Here is a 25,295-nt window from a genome sequence, read left to right as displayed (position 1 = left end):
GTGGTAAATTTTTCCTACGCGGGGAATTCATCCTCATCAAATAACCAGACTCCACCAAAAACCGCTCGAAGCCATGCCCGTTTGGCGGAGTATGATATTCAGAACACCAGGCAATGACGTTCAACGTGCCTGACTGTACCTGCTATTCAATAATACGCGCTGGCACTTTCTTCCCTTTGGGCAGCGTGACGATTAACGCGTTGGCGGTTTCACCATCATCGGCAATAGCGGAAACATCCTTATAAACCTGTCCGCCGCGTTCAAGAAAATCACCCAGTCGCATTTCGACCGCCACATTCCGGGACGACTGGGCATAGCTGCGCGCCGCAGTCAGCGCGCTACTGCCATACATGACGTTCAGCGATGGCGTACCGAGGTCGGAGGCCCGTAGTTCTTTAGGACTATACGCATATGCCGTGCCTGGCTGTACGCCCATTGCACGACGGGCCATATGGTTTGGACGCAATTCTTCGTGCAGATTTATGCGAGCCACAGAGTTCGGGTTGCCTGCAATCATACCGTCTTTAACATATTTTCTCGGCGTGGTGCGATATACCAACGCATCACTGTCCAGACCAGGAATCGAACGCATGGGGTCATGCAGGTCCAAAAACCGTTCCCTTTCAGGTGAACTCAATTGTCGTACCGACGTTAATTCGGCACCCGACTGGGTTCTGGCATTAACCCGAACCGGCGAAGCCGCAGGGGAAGAAGCATTGGATGAAGAATCATACCTGCTGGTGCCGGAGACACAGAGATTACCCATTATTGACTCCTGCTCTGACAGCTAAAATGTGCTTTTAATAATCTTGATTTATCGACAAAGCGTTCGAAGTGTTCAACCAGTCGGACTTTATCCAACTGTTGCGCGGGAAAGCGGCTATGCAGAATCACCTGTTCGTCATTTTTATTTACGCCCAATACCAACAAAGGCTGTTTAACGTTTATGTCGTTAAAATAGGCGATATCCTTATACAAATTTTCAGGCGCCAGCGTTGAAACTCCAAGCTCGACCATCAAATGCAACCAGTTATCGTTATCCTGAAACAGTACAACCTCATCCCCTTCATTTATTTTCATTGCATACATTTCACCGCGTCCATGAGTTAACGTCGATTGGTCGACCCGGTAATAATCCAGTAAATTTTTTATAATATCGTTCCGCATAAGTACCCTGCCTTATATGAGTCATTGACTACGCCAATACTCTGTGGAAAGTGCGGGAAAAGAGTTCCTCGTTTAGAAAAATTTAACTGCCCGGGAGCAAACAGGCGCGAGTGCCACTCAGATAATTTAATCTCACGCCGATTTTTGACGTGCGATTATCCTGTGCTGGCGGGTTTGACATGTAAGGTGAGTGAGAGATGATAGAAGCCGGCCTCCGTTTTTTCCCATACAAGGTAAACGGAGACCGAAGGTCGGCAGACGACCAACCTGATGATTAACGGCGGCTTTGGGCTTTGTTCAAGACGCCCTGAATGGCCGCCGACAGTTCATTAATCTCAAATTTCGCGACGTAAGCATCCGCGCCCACATTGCGTACATGATCTTCATTGGCACTACCGGACAACGAAGAGTGAATGACCACGGGAATGTTCTTCAGGAACTCTTCGCGTTTGATATTTCTTGTCAGCGTAAAACCGTCCATTTCCGGCATTTCCAAATCGGTCAGAACCAGTGAGATCTTATCCGAAATGGGACGCCCTTCCGACTGTGCTTCTTGCGCAATTTGTCTTATCTTATTCCACGCTTCCAGCCCGGTGATGTGCATACTGAACGGAATGCCCATCTGGTTCAGCCCCTGTTCGAGCAGCGAACGGGCAACTTTAGAATCTTCCGCAACAATCGCTATCGCACCCGGCGTGTAAGGGAACGTTTTTTCTCCCACGTTTTTAAGCGTGGTTTCACGCTCGCCGGGAATGATATCGAACAGAATCTGTTCAACATCCAGTACCAGCGCCAGATGGTTGCTGTCTTTATCCGCATCAAGACGCGCGATACTTGTGATATAGGAATTACTGACGCCGGCTTCAGAAGTCAAAACCTGGCTCCATTCCAGACGAACAATGTCATCGACCGATTCCACGGCGAACGCCTGTGTGCTACGCGCATATTCGGTGATGAGGAGAATATTCAACCCGGTTTCCGGCACGCTGCCCACCACGGCGGGAAGATCGATAACGGGGATAATCTGCCCACGAATATTAACCATACCTAGCATTGGCGATGTCATACCGGCCGCTTTGGTCAGCGTCGGCATCGGGACAATTTCACGCAGTTTAAATACGTTGATGCCAAACAACTCAGATTTGCCACCTTCAGGTGATTTACCCAGTCGAAATAATAAGAGTTCAAATTTATTGGCGGAGGTGAGATTGGTTCTCTCATCAATTTCTTTCTGAAAATTATCCATGCTTTCCTCAGTGCGAGTCATTATAGGCATACCGTAACCAGGCAACATTCGAGATGTGAACAAATTTCAACCAACATCCGGCCGCTCCACTGTACGTGATAGTTGTCTTTTGCAATCTTATCCAGCGTAAAAAGTAAATTACCCGCTAAGCGTGTCATCGCTATCATCTAACGACGAAGATCATCGGCCCCGTAAACGGATCGTATCCCTCTCAGTACAACAATGGGTCCACATCCCTTGAGGTCATATACCTCGTCATGCTTCAAGCTGCATGTGCGCTGGCTTTTCTACAACTCGAATACCAGGTAATAGATAACGTTCCTTGAACTATTAATATCGGCAGCGTTTGCCAACACCTTACGCTTATTTGTAGTAGAAATGTTGTCAGAGAAAAAACATCGCGCCCAGCATACAGACATATCCGAAAATGGAGATCATTCCGGATAAAGCGGCCTTTCCGGCAACCGTTTAACATTCAGGTTGATACGATAATAGCAGCCTGCGTTAACCACGCCCTGTCGAACATCAGGACACAGCAAATGACAGACGATGCGCGAGGGTGGAATGCAAAAAAGACAGGAGATAACAGAGTATAATCAGTGAGTTAACAATCTTAAACGGCGATATACCGCCCATGGAGGGGATGGTATTATGCCCCTCTATGGGCGGTTAACAGAACAGGCGCGATGGTGTGGTCATTCCCCGGTGCTGGCAAATTATTTTGTAACAACGTATTAAAATTATTTTCTGAAAGTTTTTTATAAATCGCCCTGTTCATAAAAAAATTATAAGTGATATCATGGGGTAACTGTAGTTATACTTAGGTATAGGTCAGCACTATACTTTTATAAATCCATCTATATGATGGGTACATCTGCGCTTTTTATTGAGGTTGTTACATGTCCGTATTTTGTTCTGATAATGAAATTATCAATAACACGATAAAAAGCTATCTCAGCCGAAAATTGAAACAGTATGGCGACCTGAAATATGCCTACATGATCATGAATAAGAAGAATCCATCTCAGGTTTTGATCATCTCGAATTATCCACAGGAGTGGGTAAATACCTATAAAGAAAATAACTACCAGCATATTGATCCGGTTATTTTGACCGCAATAAACAAAGTATCACCCTTCTCCTGGGAAGACAATCTTGTGATTAATTCCAAGCTCCGGTTTTCTAAAATTTTTAACTTATCAAAAGAGTACGATATCGTTAATGGGTATACATTCGTCCTGCACGACAACAATAACAATCTGGCCGCGTTATCCATTATGTTTGAAGAGGATGCCACCACGGATGTCGAGGCCGTGGTGGAGGAAAATAAAGACCGCTTACAAATGTTACTCATTACCATTCATGAGAAAATCACTTCGCTTTACAAAGAGATAACGCAAAGTCCGCAGAGCAAGAAACAAAGCGACAAAGAGATTTTTTCTCAGCGAGAAAACGAAATTCTCTATTGGGCCAGCATGGGAAAAACCTACCCGGAAATTGCGCTGATTCTGGGCATCAAAATCAGCACGGTGAAATTTCATATCGGCAATGTGGTTAAAAAGCTGGGCGTTCTGAACGCCAAACACGCCATAAGACTCGGGGTAGAATTACAGCTCATCAAGCCAGAGCCACAATAATCGCATTGAGCCTCTATGACCTTGCACGGGTATTTCTGGCTGATATTCGCCGTCGCCGACAAATAAACGCTTATTGAAGAGTACCGAACGATTTTTTTCCAATGGCATCTCACCGCCATTCATTTCTCCATCCATTGCTATCGTCATCGGCCTGTCATTTTTGTATGGTGCGCTAATCGACGTGTACGCCGCAGGCGACGCCCGAAAGCGAGCGCTGCCTATTGCCGATACCGTCCGCAGCGTGATCTGTTACCTGCTCACGGCGTTCAATCCTGAGCGCCCAATTCTGGTGGAGACACAACATGTCGACAAAACGCAATCGGCGCAGTGTTATTGCTGGCGGCGATCGCGGCCTTTGGCTGGTGGATGTTTGGCCGTGGGAACAGCAATGCGCTATGGAAGATCGTCAGCGAACAGTGCGTGCCTAACCAACAACGCAACGGTCATCCCGCCCCCTGTCTGGAAGTCAATCTGGCCGACGGTTACGCGCTTTTTGATGACAGAAATGGCCCTTATCACGACCTGTTAATCCCAACCGATAAGATCAGCGGTATCGAGAGTCCTGAACTCTTACAGCAAAACACGCCCAATTTCTTCATGCAGGCGTGGGACAGGCGCGGCCATCTTTCACGCGAAGCGGGCAAACCGATCAGAGATGATTATATTGCGCTGGCGATCAACTCACGCTATGGCCGTACGCAAAACCAGCTGCATATCCACATTGCCTGCCTGCGCCCGGCGATTTATCACACGCTGAACCAACAGTTTCCGGCACTTTCTGACGACTGGAAAACCCTGCCGGTGAAAATTAACGGGCATGTCTATCTGGCAAAAACGCTCACGCCGAACGCGCTGACGCAAAGCGATCCGTTCAAAATCTTAGATCGCTACGCCCAGCAGCGGAATGAATCGATCGGCAAATACGGCCTTGCCATGGTTTCCACGCCTACGGGTGAAAAGGTGCTGCTCGCCAGCAGTCTTGACGTTTTCAATATGAGCCTCGGCTCCGTGGAAGAAATTCAGGATTTTTCCTGTGCGCTGGCGAAATAGCCGCCGATCGCGCCAGAGTGAGCAGACTCAACGGACCGAAGGCCTATAGCAAACAATTTGCTATAACTTATGAATTTTTGTTCATTGCATTGCCTCCCTGCCTCCGCCTAAAAAGTGAGGAAAATCGATACGGTAGGTCACTGCAACATGCATCTGGATTTACGGCAATTACGCAATTTTCTTGCTCTGGCCGAACATGGGAGTTTTGTACAGGCCGCGGAAGCCGTCTGTCTGTCGCAATCGGCATTCAGCCGCAGTATTCAGGCGCTGGAACATGCGATGGGGCATCCGCTCATCGATCGCCAGAGCCGGCGCTTTGCGCTGACGTATCAGGGCAACACGCTGCTGCCGTTTGCGCGGCGTATGCAGGAACTCTCCTGGGAATTGATGACCGACATGCGGCAACTCAGCGAAGCGCAGGAAGGTGAACTGACCTTTGGCTGCGGCCCGGCGCCTTCTGCCTCGTTGATCCCCAAGGCGGTCGCGCATTTCCATGTTCTCCGCCCGCGCGCCAGCGTCACCTACAGCGTGGATAACTGGCAATCCCTGCGTGAACGCCTGATGGCCGACGCGTGGCCTTTTATCGTTGCCGATACCTGGCAGGCCGAAATGGAAACCCACCTCCACGTCCAACCCTTAAGCCAGCAGCGCTGCTTTTTTATCTGCCATTCTTCTCACCCGTTGGCACAACAGGAAACGGTGACGCCGGACGATCTTCTGCGCTTTCCGCTTGCCTCCCCGTTTATGCCCGTCGGAATGCGCAAGGTGCTGGCCGCCTTAACGCGCCAGCCTGATTACCGCCCGCAGATTCAGTGTGACCATATCTATTCCGTTTTCAGCATCCTGCGCCATACGCAGGCTATCAGCTTCGCCAGCGAGGATGGCTTCGCGCTGGGACGACTAAGCCATCAACTGGTGGAAATTCCGCTGGCGGGAACACCGCCGGAATGGGGAAACATGCAAACCCGCTTCGGCATTGTGACCTGCTTGCAGAAAACGCTGCCGCCGCTGGCCGAACTGATGATCGAAACCCTACTGGCGCAGGACAAGCTGCGCTCACCGGATCCGGCCCTGTCGACCTTGTGAGCGTCTTTTTATTACTTCGTCGGATTGCCGCTGGCGTCATAGACCAACCAGTGCGATCCCAGCCCTTTGGCGGTCAGCGCCCGGTCGACAAACTGACCGGCGAACCAGTCGCTGACGGAGAATGTGTTACGGATCAGACCCGCGGCTTTCGCCCGCTCGACGCTGTCCTGCAAGCTGCTGAGCAGAAACGGATCGAGACGCGGCGAGCTTTGGAAGGGAAGATCTTGCGCTTTCAGCTCTTCCTGAAAAATTGCCTGTGGGATCTGACTCTGTTCCGACATCAGCGCCGTGTATTCGGGCAGGTGCTGCGCATCGCCGATCCACTGTGCATTGTCCACCAGCACATTCACCAGTTGTTGCGTGGTGCCCGGATAACGATCGATAAAATCCTGCGTCGCCAGCACCGCCGCCTGCGTGGTATTCCCCCAGCCCAGCGCCCGGCTGGTGGTGACGATATTGATGCCCTGTTTACGCAACGCCAGCAGAGAAACGCCGCCCCACACCGCATCCACGCGCTTGGCGGCCAGCGCGGCTTTACTCGCCGTCCAGTCCAGATTGATCGTCCGCATATCTCGCTCGCTCAGCCCGACGCTTTTAATCGCACGCTCGAACGACAGCTGATCGGCCGTCCCTTTGTAGACCGCAACCCGCTTACCGCGTAAATCTTCAATACGTTGAATGCCTGATTCCGGTGTCGCCGCCAGATAAGAATCAGAGCCGCGCGATCCCACCAGCACCCGCGTCGACAGCCCCCCCGCACGGCCAATAATGGCGGCCAGATCGCCCAGATACACCACATCCAGCTGCTTGTTCGCCAGCGCCTCATTGACCGCCGGTCCCGCGCCTTTAAAAAACGACCACTGAATCTTGATGCCCTGCGGCTCAAATTCCTTCTCCAGTTGCTGGCGAATATGCGCCAACCCCAACGGCCCGCGAATAAAGGGTTTACTGCCCGCGCTTTGGTCCGGCAATCCAATACGGATCGTCGTTGGCTTCGGCACATCCTGCGGCGCGGCATCGTTAGCCTGAACGCTCAATGTCATTAGCGCAGCGCTCAGCAACAGCGCAACATTCACAAGCCGGTTCATTCCCTGTCGCCAGCGGCACGCACGCGGTCGCGGTATTGATGGAAGCGTCATTGACGGATCGGTTTTCAATCGGAGTAACGGGTGTCGCATACGGTTTTCCTCAGTAATCCGTTTCATCTGCATGAAAACTAACGAACCGTCGGCGTCAGGCTTAAATAACATTTACAGGTTTGCTCAGCGGAAAAAAGCATAAATCAGTGCTGGCGCGTTCCGGCTGCACATATGCATTTATTGCACGGCGACTATCGCTTTATTGCATTGGCCTTCGGCGCGCAAACCTGTTTTTTATTACTTATTCATCGAAACATGATGCCGCAGTGAAAAAAAATGAATAAGTCGATACTGATGAAAAAGACCGTGTTCGTCTGGCCTTCGCTGCCGATAGCGCTGGCCTATCCGCTTGTGGTGCCGTTCGCGCTGCTGGCGCTGTGGTACATCAGCACCCACTACGGCTGGATGCCCGCCCAGATACTCCCTTCTCCCGATGCGGTGGGCAGTACCGCCGTCGAGCTTTGGCACAACGATCTCCTGCCGCAGCTTTTCATCAGCCTGCAACGGTTAGCCAGCGGCCTGCTGGCGGGTTTACTCGCAGGAACGCTGCTCGGCGCGCTCGTGGGGGCGTCACGCCGCGCCGAACATCTGCTGCATCCGACGGTGTATGCGCTGGCACAGATCCCGACGCTGGGATGGATCCCGCTGTTTATGGTGCTGTTCGGTATTGATGACGGCCTGAAACTGGCCGTCATCATCAAGGCCGTGATCATCCCGGTCACGCTGCACACGCAAACGGGCGTGCGTAATGTGCCGCACGCGCTACAGGAAGTCGCCCGCACCCTGCGCTTGCCGTGGCATCAGCGCCTCATCAAATTAACCTTGCCCGCCGCCCTCCCCACCTGGCTAACCGGTTTACGGCTGGCGCTCTCGCAGGCGTGGGTATCGCTGATCGTGGTTGAGCTGCTCGCGTCGTCTCAGGGTATCGGCTACCTGCTGGTGTGGGGACGTCAGCTGTTTCAGTTAGACATCGTGTTCGTCTGTATCGCCGTCATCGGGCTGGCGGGGCTGGCAATGGAGTGGTTGATTAACCAACTGGAGCGCCATCTGGTCTACTGGCCACACCCGCCGCTCAGCCGGTTAACCACCGCGCCGTCCCGCCGCTTATCGGCGCTGGTTTTCCCCTTTCTGCTTCTGCTGTTATGGCAACAGGCCAGCCGCTTCGGTTGGATCGATCCGTTACTGCTTCCTCCGCCCACCGACGTATGGCACATGCTGTTACAAGGCCTGCGCGACGGCTCGCTCACCGACGCGATGCAGGCCAGCCTGAGCCGTGCGCTGGCCGGCGCAGCCTGCGGCATTCTCGCCGGTCTGCTGTGTGGTGTTCTGTTGGGCTTGAACGCCACCAGCGACGCCCTCTTCACACCCACCATTGCGGCGCTGCGCCAGATCGCGCTGTTTGCCTGGCTGCCGCTGCTGACCGCCTGGGTCGGTAACGATGAAGCTGGAAAAATCACCTTTGTCGCGCTGGCCTCCTTCTTTCCCATGCTGGTAGCCAGCCATCGCGGGATTCGCCAGCGCTCATCGGCCTTACAGGAAGTCGCACTGGTGTTGCAACTCCGTCTCGCGACCCGTCTGCGGGTGCTGATTTTGCCGGGGGCGGCCCCCGCGATCTTCGCGGGGTTACGCCTGTCGCTGATTTACGCCTGGCTCGGCACCATCGGCGCAGAGTATTTCATGTCGTCCGGCGCCGGGATCGGCAGCCTGATGATCAATGCCCAACAGCTACTGGATATGCCCCTGATTATCAGCGGCATGCTATTGATTGGATTAACGGGCGCGGTGCTCGACCGTATCGGATCCGCGCTGGAACAGCGGATGACGCGCTGGCGTTTCGCAGGAGAAATTGCATGATGTCCCCTTCTTTTGATGTGTCACCGCCGGTGGTGCAGTTCGACCATCTGCGTAAACAGTTTCGCGTACAGGGCGGAACGCTGACGGTGATTGAGGATTTCTCACTGTCGATCCACAGCGGCGAACTGGTGGCGATTGTCGGCAGCAGCGGCTGCGGCAAATCCACGCTGCTGCGTATGCTGGTGGGATTAGACAATGACTATCAGGGACGCGTGCTGGTAGAAGGAAAAACCGTGCGCGGCATCGGACGTGAGCGCGGCATGGTGTTTCAGGAACCGCGCCTGTTTCCGTGGCTGAGCGTCCGGCAAAACATCGCGCTCGGGCTGGCGAATGAAGCCATCGACGCCAAAGCGCGCCAACGCCTGATCGACCACTTCATTCAGCTCGTGCATTTACAGGATTTTGCCGACGCGCTGCCCGCCCAGCTTTCCGGCGGCATGGCGCAGCGCGTCGCCATCGCGCGTGGTCTCGTCGCCAATCCCCGCATCCTGATGCTGGATGAACCGTTTGGCGCGCTGGACGCCCTGACCCGCCAGCAGATGCAACAGGAGTTGCGGCGTATTCATCAGGCGGAAGGCACCACCACGCTGCTGGTGACTCACGACGTCGAGGAAGCGGTGTACCTCGCCGACCGTGTAGTGGTACTGGCGCCACGACCTGGCCGTATCCGGCAGATTGCGACCATTTCGCTGCCGCATCCGCGCCAGCGCGACAGTCAGGCCTTCCACCAGCAGTGCAGCGACCTGCTTGCACTGCTGACGCAGCCTGCCGATACGGCGGCTGCGATCTCTTCTCTGAACTCGTAAATACTGGAGCACCATTATGGGACACCCTTCCGTCTACCCGACCGGCACGACGATTTACAACCCGGAAAAAGCCTGGGGCGGCTACACCGTCTTTCAGGCGCTGGAGCGCGGCGCGGTGCTGGTGGATATGAACGGCACCGAACTGCGTCTGTGGGAAGGCCTGCACGGTTTTCCCAACAAAATCCTGCCCGGCGGCTACATCCTCGGACACAGCGGCGAACGCGACCCGCGCTACGGCATGCAGGATATGGTCGACCTGATTCAGGTCGACTGGAACGGCAACGTCGTCTGGAAATTCAACGGCTATGAACACATTACCGATCCCGACCTTCCGCCCGAATGGATGGCGCGCGTCCACCATGACTACCAGCGCAGCGGAAATCCGGTCGGCTATTACGCGCCGGGTCAGGAACCGCAGTCGATTGGCGGTAACACGCTATTGCTGGCGCACACTAACCTGCATAACGAACGCATCAGCGACAAACGGCTGCTCGACGACACCATCATCGAGGTGGACTGGCAGGGCAATATCTTATGGGAATGGCGTTGCAGCGACCATTTTGACGAACTGGGCTTTGATGATGCCGCCAAAACCGCCTTGTATCACAATCCCAACCTGCGCAAGAGCGGCGGCGGAATGGGCGACTGGATGCATATCAATTCCATGTCGGCGCTTGGCCCCAATCCGTGGTTCGATCAGGGCGATACCCGTTTCCATCCGGATAACATCATCTGGGACGCCCGCGAATCCAATATTATCGCCATCATCGACAAACAGAGCGGCAAGATCGTCTGGCAGCTTGGTCCCAATTACAATACGCCCGAGCTCAAACATATCGGCTGGATTATCGGCCAGCACCACGCGCATATGATCCCGGCGGGCCTGCCGGGCGCGGGCAATATTCTGGTGTTTGATAACGGCGGCTGGGCCGGCTACGGCGCGCCGAATCCGGCTTCACCCGACGGGGTAAAAAACGCCTGGCGCGATTATTCCCGCGTACTGGAAATCAACCCGGTGACGCTGGATATCGTCTGGCGCTATTCGCCCTACGAAGCGGGCATCCCGCATCCGACCGACGCCTTCCGGTTTTACAGTCCGTACATCAGCAATATCCAACGCCTGCCGAACGGCAATACGCTGATTAACGAGGGAGCCAATGGTCGACTGTTTGAAGTCACCGTCGATCACGAGATCGTCTGGGAGTTTATCTCCCCCTACTGGGGCAAAACGGTGAACACCAACATGCTGTATCGCGCCTACCGCGTGCCCTACGAATGGGTGCCGCAGCTACCTCGCCCACAGGAAACGCCGGTGATCGCCCCCGACAACACCCGGCTACGTCAGCCCGGCGCCGCAGCCCCCGGGTTTGCGAGCGTGGTTAGAATTGAGGGCACACGCCCCTACAAAAAGAGCGGCGATGCCCTGTGCGTCGCGACCGACAGCGAAGATCTCAAGCGCAGCCCGAAGCTCTTTGCCGTCAACCGTGAGCGCTTTACTCTGCTCACCGCCGACGACTGGCCCGAACGGGCGGCACTCACCGGCTCGCAGTTGCTGCTGGTCGGCGCGGAGCGCTGCGTCCACTGCAAAAGCCTCTACCGCCAGTTGGAATCGATTCTGGATAACGAGGAATATCGCCACTTGCCGGGCCATTATCTGGACGCCGATCGTCACATTGCGCTGGCGGAGAAACTGGCGGTAAAAACGCTCCCGACACTGATATGGATCGTCAATGGCGAAGAGCAGGCTCGCCTGAGCGGCTCTCAGGCGCCCGAACGCCTGCGCCAATGGCTGACCGAACAGCAAGCCTAACCACCCCCTAGCGATCTCGCTTCCCGTGAGATCGCTTTGCTTCTTTCATTTCGCACTTTCCTTGCGCGCACGCGAGATATGCTGGAACTGGCACCGCTTCCTGATTCATCGAATGAATATTGAAGCCGCCAACTCAGACAGCGTCTCCGCGCCTTATTTACACGTGCTGAATCACATTTCCTTTGCATCACATCAATGCAATTTGTTATGTTATTACATATCGATTTACATCACCGTAATATGCCCATCATGCTCAGCAGGAACAAACACACAGATACCATTCTTCAGGTGGAGAACCTTAGCCTGTCTCTGGGAGGGGAAACCAAAGTCAGCGATATCAGCTTTACGCTGTCCGCGGGCGAACGTGTTTGTCTGATCGGCGCGTCCGGTTCCGGTAAATCACTGACGGCTAAAGCGGTCATCGGCACCCCGCCGGCGGGGTGTCAGCTTAGCGGCAGCATCCGGATCAATGGCGAAGAGATGGGTGGGTTAAACGCGCTGGCGCGTCCGCAGTCCTGTCGGGTATCCGCGGTTTTTCAGGACTCGGCAACCGCGCTTAATCCCCTTATGCCATTAGGAAAGCAGCTGTCGCTGGTGCTGAAAACCGCGTCCCGTAGTGAACTTTCCGCGCTGCTGGCCGCCATGAACCTGGATGATATTCCCAACCTGTTGCAACGCTATCCTGCCGAACTGTCCGGCGGTCAGCGCCAGCGCATTTGTATTACGCTTGCACTGCTCGGCAAGACGCGCCTGCTGGTGGCGGACGAACCCACCACGGCGCTGGATGTCATGACCCAGCAGCAGGTCTTGCAGGTATTACAGGCGCGCAGCGCGCAGCCGACGTCGCCTGCCCTGCTGTTTATTACACATGATATCGCCGTCGCCGCCCAACTGTGCCAGCGCGGTCTGGTCATGGAAAATGGTCGGATCGTCGAGTCCGGCAGCATGCTGCAATTGCTGAATGCGCCACAGCAACCGTATACCCGCAGTCTGGTCGCCGCCGCTCGCCGTGCCGATCACGTCTTATCCTCAAACGTTGCCGGAGCGCTTGTCGGATGAGCCATCGCCTGCATGCGGTGCCTGCACCGTTTTTAAGCCTTGAACACGTCAGCCGCTATCGCCAGACGCCGCGTTTGCCGTGGCAAAAAACCGATCCCGCCGGCGCAATTTTTCACGACCTGTCGCTGCATCTGGGACGCCACGAACGTGTCGGGCTGGTTGGCGCTTCCGGCTGCGGCAAATCCACGTTGCTGAAAACGCTGCTGGCGCTGGAGGCGCCTCAGCGCGGCGCCGTGTATTGCGATGGCAACCTGATTAAACCCGGTTCAGTGCGTTCACTGCTCTGGTATCGCCGTCGCGTTCAGTATATTCCGCAGGATCCGGCGGGGTCGCTTGCCCCCCGCCAGCGCGTCGCCGATCTTCTCCTTGAGCCTCTGAAACGTCTACGGCCGGACGATTACCGTCGTTCAGATAAACATGTCTCTTCGCGCCTGTACGAAGTGATGGAACAAGTCGAACTCAGCACAACGCTGCTGGACAAGGTTGCCGGTCAGCTCTCCGGCGGACAAGCACAGCGTGTCGCGCTGGCGCGGGCGCTGATTATTCGTCCTGATTTTTTACTGGCGGATGAACCCGTCAGCGGGCTGGATTTGCCGCTGCGCGAACAGATCAAAGCCCTGTTACAACAGGTCACCCAGCAAAATGAGATGGGACTACTGATGGTCTCGCACGATATTTCCCTGCTTGCGGGGCTGTGCGACCGAATGTTGGTGATGGATGAGGGGCGCATCATTGAAGATCGTCCGACGGCGGAGATACTGGCCTCCCCCCAACAGGCGCACACTTCCCGTCTGTTGGAGGCCGTGCCCGCGTTGGCGGTTCATCGTTATTAGCTCGCTGAACACGTCTTTTTTACAATAAAATGCCGCTTTATTCAGAATGTTTTCCCATAACCGGGCTTTTTCTATAACGGATCATTGAATGTCTGACCTTATCGCCAGCCGCTCTCCGCGGCCCTATCCGCCCTTGCTTCTGGGCAGCCAGTTGGTTTTCAACATTGGCTTTTATGCCGTCGTGCCGTTTCTGGCCATTTTCCTGCGTGACGACATGCTGCTTTCCGGCTGGGCTATCGGGCTGGTGATCGGTTTGCGCACCTTTTCTCAACAGGGGATGTTTCTGATCGGCGGGGCGCTGGCCGATCGCTTTGGTGCGCGTGTGATCATTCTGTGCGGCTGTCTCGTGCGCATCAGCGGTTATCTCCTGCTGGCGTTGGGCGATACGCTGTGGCCCATTATTCTCGGCGCCTGCCTGACCGGCGTCGGCGGCGCGCTGTTCTCTCCCGCGATTGAGGCGCTGATGGCGCAGGCCGGCACGCAAAGTGAGAAAGAGGGCAAACGTAGCCGCTCAGAATGGTTCGCCCTGTTTGCGATTTGCGGTGAACTGGGCGCGGTACTGGGGCCGTTACTGGGATCCGTATTAGCTGGCTACGGTTTCCAGCGCGTGGCGTTAGCTGGCGCAGGCGTTTTCACCATCGCGCTCATCGTGCTGTTTTTCAGCCTGCCGCCTACGCCGCGAAATCAGGGCGAATTGCACATCGCCCCCTGGTGGGAAACCTTTCGCCAGCGGCGCTTTGTCGCGTTTATCATCGCCTACAGCGCTTATCTGTTTAGCTATAACCAGCTTTATCTGGCGCTGCCGGTTGAACTGCACCGTTCCGGCAGCAGCGAAAAAGATTTGGGGCCGCTGTTCGTGCTCGCCTCGCTGCTGGTGATCGGTTTGCAGCTTCCGCTGGCGCGTTTCGCCCGTCGGATTGGCGCTGCGCGTATGCTGCCGCTGGGTTTCGCCCTGCTGGCCGCCTCCTTTCTGAGCGTCGCGCTGTTTGCCTCCGCCGCGCCGCCTGAAGGCTGGCTGCGTTTGCTGCCAGCCATCTCATTGATCACGCTGCTGACGCTGGGCCAGATGCTGATTGTGCCCGTAGGTATGGACCTCATTCCTCGTTTCGCCAACAACCAGAATCTGGGAGCGCACTATGGTGCGCTGGCATCAATGGGCGGCATCGCCGTGCTGGTGGGCAACTTTGTGCTCGGCAGCCAGCTCGATCGCGCGCTGACGCCATCCCCGCAGGCCGCCATTCCCTGGGTGCTGCTCGCCGCCGTACCGCTGTGCAGCTCGCTGGCGATGCTGGTCATTTGCCGCCCGTTTAAATCCGCTTTAGACCATAAATCATAAATAAGGACAGAGTGATGAATATGCGTAACACCCCGTGGCCCGTTTTCGGCCTGCTCTCAGCCACGCTGTTGCTGTCTGGCTGCTTTAATGAGCCGGAGGAAAAAAATACCTCGCATCATGACGGTCGAATCAAACTGGCGATGCTTCAGCCGCCGCGTTCCGGCCTGACGCCGCTGAGCGATGACGCCTTTAAACTGTCGCGCTGGAGTACGGCGGAAACGCTGGTGGTGCTGGATAAACTCGGCGAAGCCCAACCGGCGCTGGCGGCAAAATGGCAACCGATCGATGACAAATCCTGGCGTTTTGAACTGCGTCCGAACGTCCATTTTCACGATAACACCACGTTAAACGCCGCCACCGTGGTCAATTCGCTCACCGTGGCCGCGACCGCGTCTCCCAAACCCCGCATTCTGGACGGCGTGCAATTGACGGTAACAGCCGATGGCGATAACGCAGTGATTGTCTCCACCGCCAAAGCGGATCCGCTGCTGCCACAGCGTTTATCCAGCCCGCAACTGGCCATCCTCTCGACTCAGGCCTACGGTAAAAATGGCGTCGTCAACCCGGTTAACACCGGCAGCGGCCCCTTCGTTCTGCGTAGCGTTAACGGCACCAGCAGCGCAGCATTAGACAGATTCGACGGCTACTGGGGTGAAAAAGCCCAGGCCAGCGGCATCGACGCCAGCTTTGTGTCCGACGGCGCGGCGCGCGCTGCCGCCTTGCGTACCGGAACAGCAGATATTGTCGAAGCTATTCCGGTTTCTCAGGCGCCGCTGCTGGATCAATCACTGGTGCATGAAGTCCCCATGCCGCGCACCAACACGCTGTACCTGAATACGCGTCATGGCGTGATGCAAGACCCCACCATGCGTGCAGCCGTGCGTGATGCCATCAACCGTCAGCAGTTAGTGGATAACGTATATGAGAAGCGCGCCGATATCGCACAGGGGCTGTTAGGCCCTGCGCTACCCTGGGCGGCGGAACTGCGCCAGCCGGTCGCGACCCCGGTCAAGGCCGGGACGCCGGCGGGGGCGACCATCACGCTGGCCACCTTCAGCGATCGCGCCGAACTGCCTGAGGTCGCGGTTTATCTGGCGCAACAGCTCACCGCCGCCGGATTCAATGTCAAGCAGGTCGTGCGCGAATACGCCCAGATCGAGTCCGACGCGCTGGAGGGGAAATTTGACGCCTTTATTTTATCGCGCGCTACCGTGCTGGATTCCGGCGATCCGGTCGCTTATCTGTACAGCGACTTTGCCTGCGAAGGATCGTTCAATATCGCTCAACTGTGCCGACCGGAAATCGATGAGGCGCTGCAAAAAGCGGCCACGATCCCGGCCGGAGAAGCACGCCGTCAGGCCATTATGCGGGCAGAAAACCTGATCCTCGCCAGCGACGCGGCGATCCCCATGCTGCATGAACGCGTCATTCAAGGCGAAAACGCGCAGGTCAGAGGCGCCTTACGCGACCCGCGAGAGCGCACGCTGATTAACGCGGCCACACATATTGCCGCCGATGTGAAATAACAGGCAACCGATGCCAACGGATCCGCAACCGAAAAGAATAAAGAGTTAGAGTTTATGAGCGAATCGCTATATTGCCGCACCTGCGCGACCGTCAACCAGACACAGCGCCTGCGATACGGCGTACTGATCCCGCTGTTTTCGCGGCTGCTGACGCTGGCGGGCATCGTGGTGCTGATTGGCATGCTGCCGTGGCTATCCGGTCAGGATCCGGCGCTGGCATTGCTGCGCGCCCGCTCCGGCGAACAGGAAGCGACGGCGGAAACGCTGAATGCGATTCGTCATGCTCTCGGATTGGATCAGGGACCGCTACGCCTGCTGTGGAACTGGCTGACCGGTCTGCTGCACGGCGATGCGGGCAACTCCTGGGTCTCGGGCCGACCGGTTCTTCCCGGTATGTTAGAGGCGGCAGGCGTCTCGCTCACGCTGATGGCTTCTTCAGCGCTGGTGGCGTTCACGCTGGCGGCATTACTTTGTGCGGCGACATTCTGGCACGGGTTGCGCGGTCAGGTTCATCGTTCAGGCGGGCTGTTCGCCGCCCTGTTTACCGCGCTGCCCGAATTTCTGCTGGCGTCGTTTTTGCTGATTGTCGGCGCCGTCTGGCTACGATGGTTCCCTCCCTACGGCTGGCAAGGGCTGCATTACGCGGTGTTGCCCTCGCTGGCGCTTGGCATCCCGGCAGGTGGCTACCTTGGCCGGATTATTGCCGATGCGTTATCCGCCACCTTTAGTGAAAACTGGCTGACTACCTGGAGCGTCGCAGGCGTGAGCCGACGCCATCTCGCGCTGGCCGTGCTGAAACGCACGCTGCCCAGCGTGATGCCGTTGGTCGGGCTGGTGTTGGTCTCGCTGACCGGCGGCGCCATCGCCGTCGAAAAAGTCTTCGCGATCCCCGGTCTGGGACGGGCAACGCTGGGCGCCGCCGCCGCACAGGACCTGCCCGCCTTGCAGGTCGGCGTGTTGATCCTGTTGCTCATCGCCTCGCTGGCCGGCATGGCGGCCAGCGGCGTGCGGCTACTGATTCTGGGGCGCGCCTTACGTAGCGGCGCCATGCCGGTGCCGGAAGAACAGTCCAGCCCGGTGTCCCGTCATGCCGTCTGGCTGCCCGTTGTTTGTGTGCTGCTGCTGGCGATACTGCTGCTGACGGGATTACCGCGCGATCCCTACACGTCGGCATTTCTGCGTCTGCAACCGCCCTCCTTTTTCCTGCCCTTTGGGGCGGACGCAATGGGGCGTGATTTGCTGGCGCGCGTCGCACACGGTACGTTATACACCTGTCTATTGGCGCTGGGCGTTTCACTGGCCTGCCTGATAATCGGCCTGTGTGTCGGCCTGTTTCCCCGCCTGTTAACCGGCCCCATCGAGGTGGCTAACGCCTTGCCGGCGGTGATTGCCGGGCTGCTGGTTGCCGCCGTCAACGGCCCCACAGCGACAGGCGCGGCGATTGCCGTTATTGCCGTCAGTTGGGCGCCGCTGGCTGCCCACACCGCGGCGCTGGTCGCGGAAATCAACGCACGTCCTTACATCCGAATGCTGCCGATGCTCGGCGTGGGTCCGATGCGCCGCAGCCTGTTCTATGTTCTGCCGGCGCTGCTTGGTCCGCTTTTCCGTCACGCGATGCTACGGCTGCCGGGTATCGCGCTGGCGTTGGCGTCGCTTGGCTTTTTAGGTCTGGGGGCATCACCGCCGACGCCGGAATGGGGACGCGTGCTGGCGGAAGGTATGCCGTACATCGAACGCGCGTTCTGGGGCGTACTGGCGCCTGCGGTTGCTCTCGGCGTACTGTCGGTACTGGCCGTCAGCGCAGCGAACCTTTCCGGCCGCCACCGGCATTAGCCGCCATAACTGCTGCCCCGCCGGATTTCATGATGGCGGGCCTGTGCATCTTCAGTTACGCTGTTAGCTAACCTCAGCCAGGGAGCCGAGCGTCAATAAGGAGACAATATGCATAGCAGTGAATCCCACGTCAGCCTCAACATCACTCAGGCGCTGGATAAGCTGGAAACGCTGTATGGTAACGCCGTCACCGCCCTGCGCGACGCCATTGAGGCGTTTATCCGCCACGGCACGCTGCCGGATGCCAATGCGCGTAAGGCCGGATTATTTGCCTACCCGGCGTTATGCGTAAGCTGGAACGGTGATTTGACCGGACACCCGCGCCACCGCGCCTATGGACGTTTTACCCACCCCGGCCGTTATACCACGACCGTTACGCGCCCGGCTTTTCTGCGCGCTTATCTGGTAGAACAGTTGACGTTGTTGGACGCGGATTATGACGTCAATATCGACGTTATCCCCTCTCAGCAGGAAATTCCGTTCCCCTATGTTCTGGACGGTTCCGACCTGATTCTTGACCGTTCGATGAGCGCGGGTATCGCCAAACATTTCCCAACGACAGAGCTGTCGCAGATTGGGGACGAAACCGCAGACGGTTTGTTTAACGCCGCGGGCATATCGCCGCTGTCGCACTTTGACGCACTGCGTACCGATTTTTCGCTGGCGCGTCTGCGCCACTATACCGGCACGCCCGTGGAACACATTCAGCCCTACATTCTTTTTACCAACTACACCCGCTATGTGGACGAGTTCGTGCGCTGGTCCTGCGCACAGATTGCCGACCCGGACAGCCCCTATGAGGCGCTCTCCTGTGCGGGCGGTATTTATATCACCGCCGACACGCCCAATCCCGAACAGACGGTCTCCGATTTGGCCTGGAAAAATCATCAAATGCCCGCCTACCATCTGATCCCGCGTCACGGCAAGGGGATTACGCTGGTCAATATCGGCGTCGGCCCCTCCAACGCCAAGACCATCTGCGATCACCTCGCGGTCATGCGTCCGCATGCCTGGCTGATGATCGGCCACTGCGGCGGCCTGCGCGAAAGCCAGTCCATCGGCGATTATGTGCTGGCGCACGCTTACCTGCGCGACGATCACGTACTGGATGCCGTTCTACCGCCGGATATCCCGATCCCCAGCATCGCGGAAGTGCAGCGTGCGCTGTACGACGCCACCAAAATGGTCAGCGGCATGCCGGGGGAAGCCGTTAAACAGCGCCTGCGTACCGGCACCGTTGTCACGACCGATGACCGCAACTGGGAATTACGCTATGCGGCTTCCGCACTACGGTTTAACCTCAGTCGCGCCGTTGCGGTCGATATGGAGAGCGCGACGATCGCCGCGCAGGGTTATCGCTTCCGGGTGCCTTACGGCACGCTGCTGTGCGTCTCGGATAAACCCTTGCACGGCGAAATCAAGCTGCCGGGACAGGCTAACCGCTTTTACGAAGGGGCGATTTCGGAGCATTTACAGATCGGTATTTGTGCGATCGACCTGCTCCAGGCGGAAAGAGATAAGCTGCATTCGCGCAAGCTGCGTACCTTTAACGAGCCCCCGTTTCGTTGACGGCCTACCCCCCGGAAAGGCGGCTGCATCTGTGCGGTCGCCGGCACGTGTGCGCCGCAGTTTGTTATGTTATAACGGAACGAATTTCACGTTGGAGACGTCCGATGAAAAAAAGTCTGTCCGTGTTGTGTCTTTCTCTGGTCGCGGCGCAAGCATCTGCCTTTCAGGCTAAAATAACGCAGCCTAATGATGGCGGATTGCGCGATGCCGGTGAGGCTAAGCGTATTTTTGTCGGTTTTACGCCGATGGGGCTGCAAACGATTCATCCCGGCCAGTGTGAAGCGACGTCCATTAACGGCTGCAATTGCCCATTCTGTGCACAGTTGCGGCTGATAGGGCGTTAATCGCACCTGTTTGGGTGTCGCCAATGCCGGCGTCAGCGCCGCGCAAAGTTATGCCCGTCAGTTAGTCACTGACGGGCATTTTTTACCGTTCAGAAGGGGCTAATTAATTTCAGGATGCTGATCGGTGAGACGTTTTCTTTTCTTCTCCAGATCGGCAATCTGTTCATCAATATCTTCTATTTTCTGCTCGATATTGTCGTATTGTTCCTGCAAAAGCTCTTTGGCTTCCGCCCGATCGGATGCCGCCGGCGTGGCGCCTTTCAGCGGTTGGTTGGCGGTTTCCCGCATCGACATCCCGGTGATCAACCCCAGCATACCAATCACCATCAGGTAATATGCCGGCATATACAGATTGCTGGTAGACTCCACCAGCCACGCCGCTAACGTCGGCGTAAAGCCCGCCACCAGCACGGAAACGTTAAAGGACGTCGCCAATGCGCTGTAACGGATATGAGTGGGAAACAGCGCAGGCAGCGTTGAGGCCATCACGCCGGTGAACGAATTGAGCAAGACAGCCAATATCAATAACCCGCAGAAAATCAGCCCGATCACACCGCTGTTGATTAACATAAAGCTGGGTACCGATAACAATAACAGCCCGATACTGCCGCAAATGATAAACGGCCTGCGTCCGTAACGGTCGCTCATCAGTCCCATGACCGGCTGCACAAACAACATGCCAATCATGACGGCAATGATGATCATCACCCCGTGATCTTCCGAGTAATGCAGGCTATGCGAGAGATAACTCGGCATATAGGTCAACAGCATGTAGTAAGTGACGTTAGTGGTAATCACCATTCCGATGCAAACCAGTAAACCTTTCCACTGTTTCGTCACGATCTCGCGCAGGGAGATCTTCGGCGGAGACTGGATGCTGCCTTTCGATTCGTTATCGATATTGTCGACATGCTGCTGGAACGTGGGCGTCTCTTCCAGCGCGTGGCGCAAATAGATCCCAATCAACCCAAGCGGCGCGGCAATAAAGAAGGGAATACGCCAGCCCCACGCCAGAAAATTTTCTTCTCCCACGATGGAAGAAATCAGGACCACGACCCCCGCGCCCATGACAAACCCGGCGATGGATCCGAAATCCAGCCAACTGCCTAAAAAGCCGCGCTTCCTGTCCGGCGAATATTCGGCGACAAAAACGGCCGCGCCGGTATACTCCCCGCCCACGGAGAAGCCCTGGGCCAGTTTTGCCAACAGCAATAATATCGGCGCCCAAATCCCGATCGTCTCATAGGAAGGTATCAGGCCGATACAGAATGTACTTACCGCCATGATAATAATGGTGACCGATAGCACTTTCTGGCGACCAAACTTATCGCCCATCGCGCCAAAAAATATCCCACCTAATGGTCGAACCAGAAAGGGAACCGAGAACGTTGCCAGCGCAGCGATCATCTGTACGCCCGGATCGGCGCCGGGAAAGAAAACTTGTCCAAGCGCATAGGCCAAAAACCCATACACGCCGAAATCAAACCACTCCATGGCGTTGCCTAACGCAGCCGCGGTAATCGCCTTCTTCAACCGGGAATTATCAATAATGGTAATATCCTGAATTTTCATCGGCTTAATTGGTTTCTTTTTTAATCTCATCCTGTTTCCTTTGCTTAATAAACCCCATATCGACGATCGAATGCCGACCATTTAAGGATCGAAATGCCCGGATCGGGCACGGTACGCGACATCCTGATCGCAATCGCGATGACGATCGACACGACTAAAGGGAAAATAGCCAGTCAGCGACCGCTGACCAGATTTCGAGCGAAACTCATCGAGCACAACCTGTTTCCGTCTCATTTTCGCTCTGCTGCATATTCCTTCATGTTATTTTCGTCAGACATCGCGTCGCTGAGTTCTTTAAGCGCTTCCTTCGCCTCTTTCAGCACGCGGATGCATTGCTCACGTGTGATGGTCAGCGGCGGCTCAATTCTGACTGACTTGGCGTTATTCAGCGTCCCTGCGACCAAAACATGGCGCTGGAACAAGGCCTTCGCGAAGGCATAGCCAATTTTGTTTTTCCTGAACTCAATCGCTTGTAATAACCCTAATCCCCGGGCTTCAATAATCAACTGGGGGAACTCGGAAGCCAGTTGCTGTAGCCCCTGCAACAAAAACGCCCCCTGCGTCGCGGCCTGTTCCGGCAGATTTTTCGTCAACAGTTCATTGACCGTCGCCAGCGCCGCCGCACAGGCCAGCGGATTACCGCCGAACGTGGTGGTGTGCAGAAAGGGGTTTTCAAACAGCACGGAGAACACCTCTTCCGTCGCGACCGTCGCGCCGATGGGCATCACGCCGCCCCCCAACGCCTTCGCCAGACACAGGATGTCAGGCTGTACGCCATAGTGCTCGCAGGCAAACATCCTGCCCGTGCGCCCCATACCGGTCTGAACCTCATCCAGAATCAGCAATGCCCCAACCTCATCGCATAACGCTCTGACCGCAGGCAAGTAATCTTCCGGTGGCAGGATGACACCGCCTTCTCCCTGAATCGGTTCAAGGATGATGGCCGCAACGTCATCACCGGTCTTCTGGCATTGCTGAACCTGCTTGCGCAACGTATTGATATCGCCAAAGGGAACATGATAGAAGCCGGGCAACAGCGGCATGAAAGGGCGTCGAAACGCTGACTTGCCGGTCGCGGAAAGCGCGCCCAGCGATTTTCCGTGGAATGCGCCCGACGCGGCGATAAAAGTCGATTTACCGCGCGGCGACTGATAGGCCTTCGCCAGCTTCAACGCCGCTTCCACTGATTCCGTGCCACTGTTACTGAAGAAACTGTATTTCAGATCGCCCGGCGTTAATGCCGCCAGCGTTTTGGCCAACATCCCCCGCAGCGGATCGAGCAGTTCCTGGCTGTGCAGCGGTTGTCTGCCTAACTGACGTTCAACAGCGGCAATCACATTGGGGTTGCGATGCCCAACGTTAAAAATACCGTACCCTCCCAGACAGTCGAGGTATTCATTCCCTTGCGTATCAATTAATGTATTCGGACCGCTTGCGCACCATTCGACCGCGCCATAATCGCACCCGGTGGTAACCGATTTTCGGTACTCCAGAAAACCGGGATTGACGTATTCACGAAAACAATCCAACACGTCCTGATTCAGCGCCGCGATGTCATCCTGCGTTAACGCGTCGCGATGAATCCAATGCAGAGCCTGCTGAGCACACTCTAACGGGTTAAGGCGTACGTTTGATCTGGACAAAATTCACTCCTTAGATCATTGACATCACATGATGCCAGTTTAATTAAGGCACATCACACGCCAGCCGCACGCCCTAAAGGACAATAAAAAATGAAAATATAAATCAAAGCCAAAAACAACATAAAAAACCAATAATAACACAATATAAGAAACAAATATTCCAAAAATACAGCAAAAATCAGAATGAACATTGACGAAACCCGCCAACATCCAGTTCCCCTCCCGGCGAACCCTTTAGGACGCGCCGGGATAGAACTGGCTGCTCGCCCCTGTTGCGCGCCGATCAGTGACGGATCATGATATGCCGAACCACGGTATAATCTTCCAGCCCATACATGGACATATCCTTGCCATAGCCGGAGCGTTTCTGCCCGCCGTGCGGCATTTCGCTGACCAACATGAAGTGGGTATTCACCCAGGTACATCCGTACTGGAGCCGCGCCGCCAGACGATGCGCTCGCCCGATATCACGCGTCCACACGGAGGACGCCAACCCGTAATGCGAGCTATTGGCCCAGCCAATCACCTGACTTTCATCGTCGAAGGGCGTGATGGAAATCACCGGACCAAAGACCTCTTTTTGTACGATCTCATCTTCCTGTTTCGCACCCGCCAACACCGTGGGCTGGAAGTAGAACCCCGGACCATTTCCTCTTTCTCCCCCGGTTACGACCGTGATGTGCGGTAACGCTTTGGCCCGATCGACAAAGCCGATGACACGTTCAAACTGCGCTTCAGTAATCAACGGTCCCAGCTCTGTCGCCTCATCGTGCGGATCGCCCATGTTCAGCGTCGCTACGGCGTTTCCTAATGCCTCAACGACCTCATCATAGATCGCTCGCTGTACATACAGCCGACAGGCGGCGGTACAATCCTGCCCCGCGTTGTAAAAACCGAAACTGCGAATACCGTCAACCACCTGACGAATATCCGCGTCATCGAACACAATAACCGGCGCTTTGCCGCCCAACTCCATGTGCGTTCGCTTGATGCTCACGGCGGTATTCGTCAGGATCTGCGTCGCGGTCGCCATCGAGCCGGTCAGCGACACCATGTTGACCTTCTCATGCTGCGTCAACGCATTGCCGATATCCGCGCCGCGCCCGAACAAAATATTCACCACGCCAACGGGCAGGATTTCCGCCAGCAAATGCGCCAGATAAAACGTGGTCAACGGGGTTTGCTCAGCCGGTTTTAATACCACGCAATTCCCTGCCGCCAGCGCAGGCGCCAGTTTCCACGCGGCCATCATCAGCGGATAATTCCACGGCGTGATGGCCGCAACTACGCCGACCGGGTCGCGCCGAATCATGGATGTGTGGCCCTCAAGATACTCTCCCGCCGCCAGACCGTTCTGGCAGCGCGCCGCGCCGGCAAAAAAGCGAAACACATCCGCGACGGCCGGTATTTCATCATTCAACACCGCATGGTAGGGCTTACCGCAGTTCAACGTCTCCAACTGCGCAAAGGCTTCGGCGTTTTCTTCAATCGCCTCGGCAATCTGTAGCAGCAGCGTTGCGCGCGTTTTAGGCGAGGTCTGCCCCCAGAGTGCAAATGCCGACTCCGCGGCGAGCACGGCGGCATCAATCTGGTGCAGATCGGCCTGGGCAATCGTGGCGATGGACGCGCCTGTCGCAGGGTTGAATACCGCCAGCGTTTCGCCGTTCCCCGCAACCAGCTTGCCCGCTATGAGTAATTTGTCATGCATACATTTTCCTTACAGAAAGAAAGCTGAGATGTTTTTCCTCTATATCCGCAAAATGTCTGTGCAAAAAACCTGCCACT

At 56.1% G+C, this 25,295-nt stretch carries 22 protein-coding genes; 13 read left to right on the top strand and 9 right to left on the bottom strand.

The features are described from left to right. Window positions 1-142: 142 nt before the first annotated feature. The 3 genes from EDC54_RS02975 to EDC54_RS02965 form a co-directional block, all read right to left on the bottom strand. Window positions 143-766 (bottom strand): AvrPphF family type III effector, encoded by a 624-nt coding sequence (locus tag EDC54_RS02975; RefSeq protein WP_132453048.1) that lies wholly within the window; start codon window positions 764-766, stop codon window positions 143-145. Beyond that, window positions 766-1,167, bottom strand: a complete 402-nt coding sequence (locus tag EDC54_RS02970; protein ID WP_132453046.1) for a CesT family type III secretion system chaperone — start codon at window positions 1,165-1,167, stop codon at window positions 766-768. Before EDC54_RS02970 ends, EDC54_RS02975 begins: the two co-directional genes overlap by 1 nt. Window positions 1,168-1,441: 274 nt before the next feature. Further along, window positions 1,442-2,413 (bottom strand): chemotaxis protein, encoded by a 972-nt coding sequence (locus tag EDC54_RS02965; protein WP_132453044.1) that lies wholly within the window; start codon window positions 2,411-2,413, stop codon window positions 1,442-1,444. 899 nt (window positions 2,414-3,312) lie between these two features. On the opposite strand from EDC54_RS02965, the gene EDC54_RS02960 reads away from it, so the two are divergent. Beyond that, on the top strand, window positions 3,313-4,050 hold the full coding sequence (locus EDC54_RS02960) for a helix-turn-helix transcriptional regulator (RefSeq protein ID WP_132453043.1): 738 nt from the start codon (window positions 3,313-3,315) through the stop codon (window positions 4,048-4,050). On the opposite strand, the gene EDC54_RS17850 is transcribed toward EDC54_RS02960, so the two are convergent. Next, window positions 4,021-4,197, bottom strand: a complete 177-nt coding sequence (locus EDC54_RS17850) for a hypothetical protein (RefSeq protein ID WP_165904255.1) — start codon at window positions 4,195-4,197, stop codon at window positions 4,021-4,023. The genes EDC54_RS02960 and EDC54_RS17850 overlap by 30 nt on opposite strands. A gap of 171 nt (window positions 4,198-4,368) precedes the next feature. Here EDC54_RS17850 and EDC54_RS02955 point away from each other — a divergent pair, with 171 nt between their 5' ends. Next, complete coding sequence (locus EDC54_RS02955; RefSeq protein ID WP_132453041.1) at window positions 4,369-5,100, top strand: CDP-diacylglycerol diphosphatase; 732 nt, start codon at window positions 4,369-4,371, stop codon at window positions 5,098-5,100. Window positions 5,101-5,247: 147 nt separating this feature from the next. Next, window positions 5,248-6,186, top strand: a complete 939-nt coding sequence (locus tag EDC54_RS02950) for a LysR family transcriptional regulator (protein ID WP_132453039.1) — start codon at window positions 5,248-5,250, stop codon at window positions 6,184-6,186. An 11-nt stretch (window positions 6,187-6,197) separates the two neighbouring features. Here the strand turns inward: EDC54_RS02950 and EDC54_RS02945 are convergent, their stop codons facing one another. Then, window positions 6,198-7,325 carry an ABC transporter substrate-binding protein gene (locus EDC54_RS02945; protein WP_165904267.1) on the bottom strand — a complete coding sequence of 376 codons (1,128 nt, stop codon included), beginning with the start codon at window positions 7,323-7,325 and terminating at the stop codon, window positions 6,198-6,200. Between the two features lie 276 nt (window positions 7,326-7,601). Here EDC54_RS02945 and EDC54_RS02940 point away from each other — a divergent pair, with 276 nt between their 5' ends. From EDC54_RS02940 to EDC54_RS02895, 10 genes are all read left to right on the top strand, one after another. After that, complete coding sequence (locus EDC54_RS02940; RefSeq protein ID WP_132453035.1) at window positions 7,602-9,179, top strand: ABC transporter permease; 1,578 nt, start codon at window positions 7,602-7,604, stop codon at window positions 9,177-9,179. Then, on the top strand, window positions 9,176-9,985 hold the full coding sequence (locus EDC54_RS02935; RefSeq protein ID WP_132453033.1) for an ABC transporter ATP-binding protein: 810 nt from the start codon (window positions 9,176-9,178) through the stop codon (window positions 9,983-9,985). The genes EDC54_RS02940 and EDC54_RS02935 overlap by 4 nt, the downstream gene beginning before the upstream one ends. Before the next feature lie 16 nt (window positions 9,986-10,001). Beyond that, window positions 10,002-11,795: an aryl-sulfate sulfotransferase gene (locus tag EDC54_RS02930; protein WP_132453031.1), complete on the top strand. Its 1,794-nt coding sequence runs from the start codon at window positions 10,002-10,004 to the stop codon at window positions 11,793-11,795. A gap of 249 nt (window positions 11,796-12,044) precedes the next feature. Next, complete coding sequence (locus tag EDC54_RS02925; protein ID WP_196238436.1) at window positions 12,045-12,854, top strand: ATP-binding cassette domain-containing protein; 810 nt, start codon at window positions 12,045-12,047, stop codon at window positions 12,852-12,854. Next, window positions 12,851-13,687, top strand: coding sequence for an ABC transporter ATP-binding protein (locus EDC54_RS02920; protein WP_132453029.1), 837 nt, complete (start codon window positions 12,851-12,853; stop codon window positions 13,685-13,687). The genes EDC54_RS02925 and EDC54_RS02920 overlap by 4 nt, the downstream gene beginning before the upstream one ends. 88 nt (window positions 13,688-13,775) lie before the next feature. Beyond that, a complete protein-coding gene (locus EDC54_RS02915) occupies window positions 13,776-15,023 on the top strand; it encodes an MDR family MFS transporter (RefSeq protein WP_132453027.1) in 1,248 nt (415 codons plus the stop codon). Between the two features lie 14 nt (window positions 15,024-15,037). Next, window positions 15,038-16,549: an ABC transporter substrate-binding protein gene (locus EDC54_RS02910; protein WP_132453025.1), complete on the top strand. Its 1,512-nt coding sequence runs from the start codon at window positions 15,038-15,040 to the stop codon at window positions 16,547-16,549. A 54-nt stretch (window positions 16,550-16,603) separates the two neighbouring features. Further along, on the top strand, window positions 16,604-18,382 hold the full coding sequence (locus EDC54_RS02905) for an ABC transporter permease subunit (protein WP_132453023.1): 1,779 nt from the start codon (window positions 16,604-16,606) through the stop codon (window positions 18,380-18,382). 108 nt (window positions 18,383-18,490) lie between these two features. After that, window positions 18,491-19,951, top strand: a complete 1,461-nt coding sequence (locus EDC54_RS02900) for an AMP nucleosidase (protein ID WP_132453021.1) — start codon at window positions 18,491-18,493, stop codon at window positions 19,949-19,951. Between the two features lie 104 nt (window positions 19,952-20,055). Beyond that, window positions 20,056-20,295 (top strand): hypothetical protein, encoded by a 240-nt coding sequence (locus EDC54_RS02895; protein WP_132453019.1) that lies wholly within the window; start codon window positions 20,056-20,058, stop codon window positions 20,293-20,295. Between the two features lie 99 nt (window positions 20,296-20,394). On the opposite strand, the gene proP is transcribed toward EDC54_RS02895, so the two are convergent. From proP to patD, 4 genes are all read right to left on the bottom strand, one after another. Then, window positions 20,395-21,897, bottom strand: coding sequence for a glycine betaine/L-proline transporter ProP (gene proP / locus EDC54_RS02890; protein WP_132453017.1), 1,503 nt, complete (start codon window positions 21,895-21,897; stop codon window positions 20,395-20,397). A 51-nt stretch (window positions 21,898-21,948) separates the two neighbouring features. Further along, on the bottom strand, window positions 21,949-22,101 hold the full coding sequence (locus EDC54_RS17845) for a hypothetical protein (protein ID WP_165904253.1): 153 nt from the start codon (window positions 22,099-22,101) through the stop codon (window positions 21,949-21,951). Beyond that, window positions 22,098-23,459 carry a putrescine aminotransferase gene (gene ygjG, locus EDC54_RS02885; RefSeq protein ID WP_380895377.1) on the bottom strand — a complete coding sequence of 454 codons (1,362 nt, stop codon included), beginning with the start codon at window positions 23,457-23,459 and terminating at the stop codon, window positions 22,098-22,100. Before ygjG ends, EDC54_RS17845 begins: the two co-directional genes overlap by 4 nt. A 334-nt stretch (window positions 23,460-23,793) precedes the next feature. After that, window positions 23,794-25,218: an aminobutyraldehyde dehydrogenase gene (patD, locus tag EDC54_RS02880; RefSeq protein ID WP_132453013.1), complete on the bottom strand. Its 1,425-nt coding sequence runs from the start codon at window positions 25,216-25,218 to the stop codon at window positions 23,794-23,796. Window positions 25,219-25,295 lie beyond the last annotated feature (77 nt).

It is taken from the genome of Samsonia erythrinae, assembly GCF_004342665.1.
Lineage (GTDB): Bacteria > Pseudomonadota > Gammaproteobacteria > Enterobacterales > Enterobacteriaceae > Samsonia > Samsonia erythrinae.
Note: the sequence above shows the minus strand (reverse complement) of the source record. Positions and strands in the feature narration are given on the sequence as shown.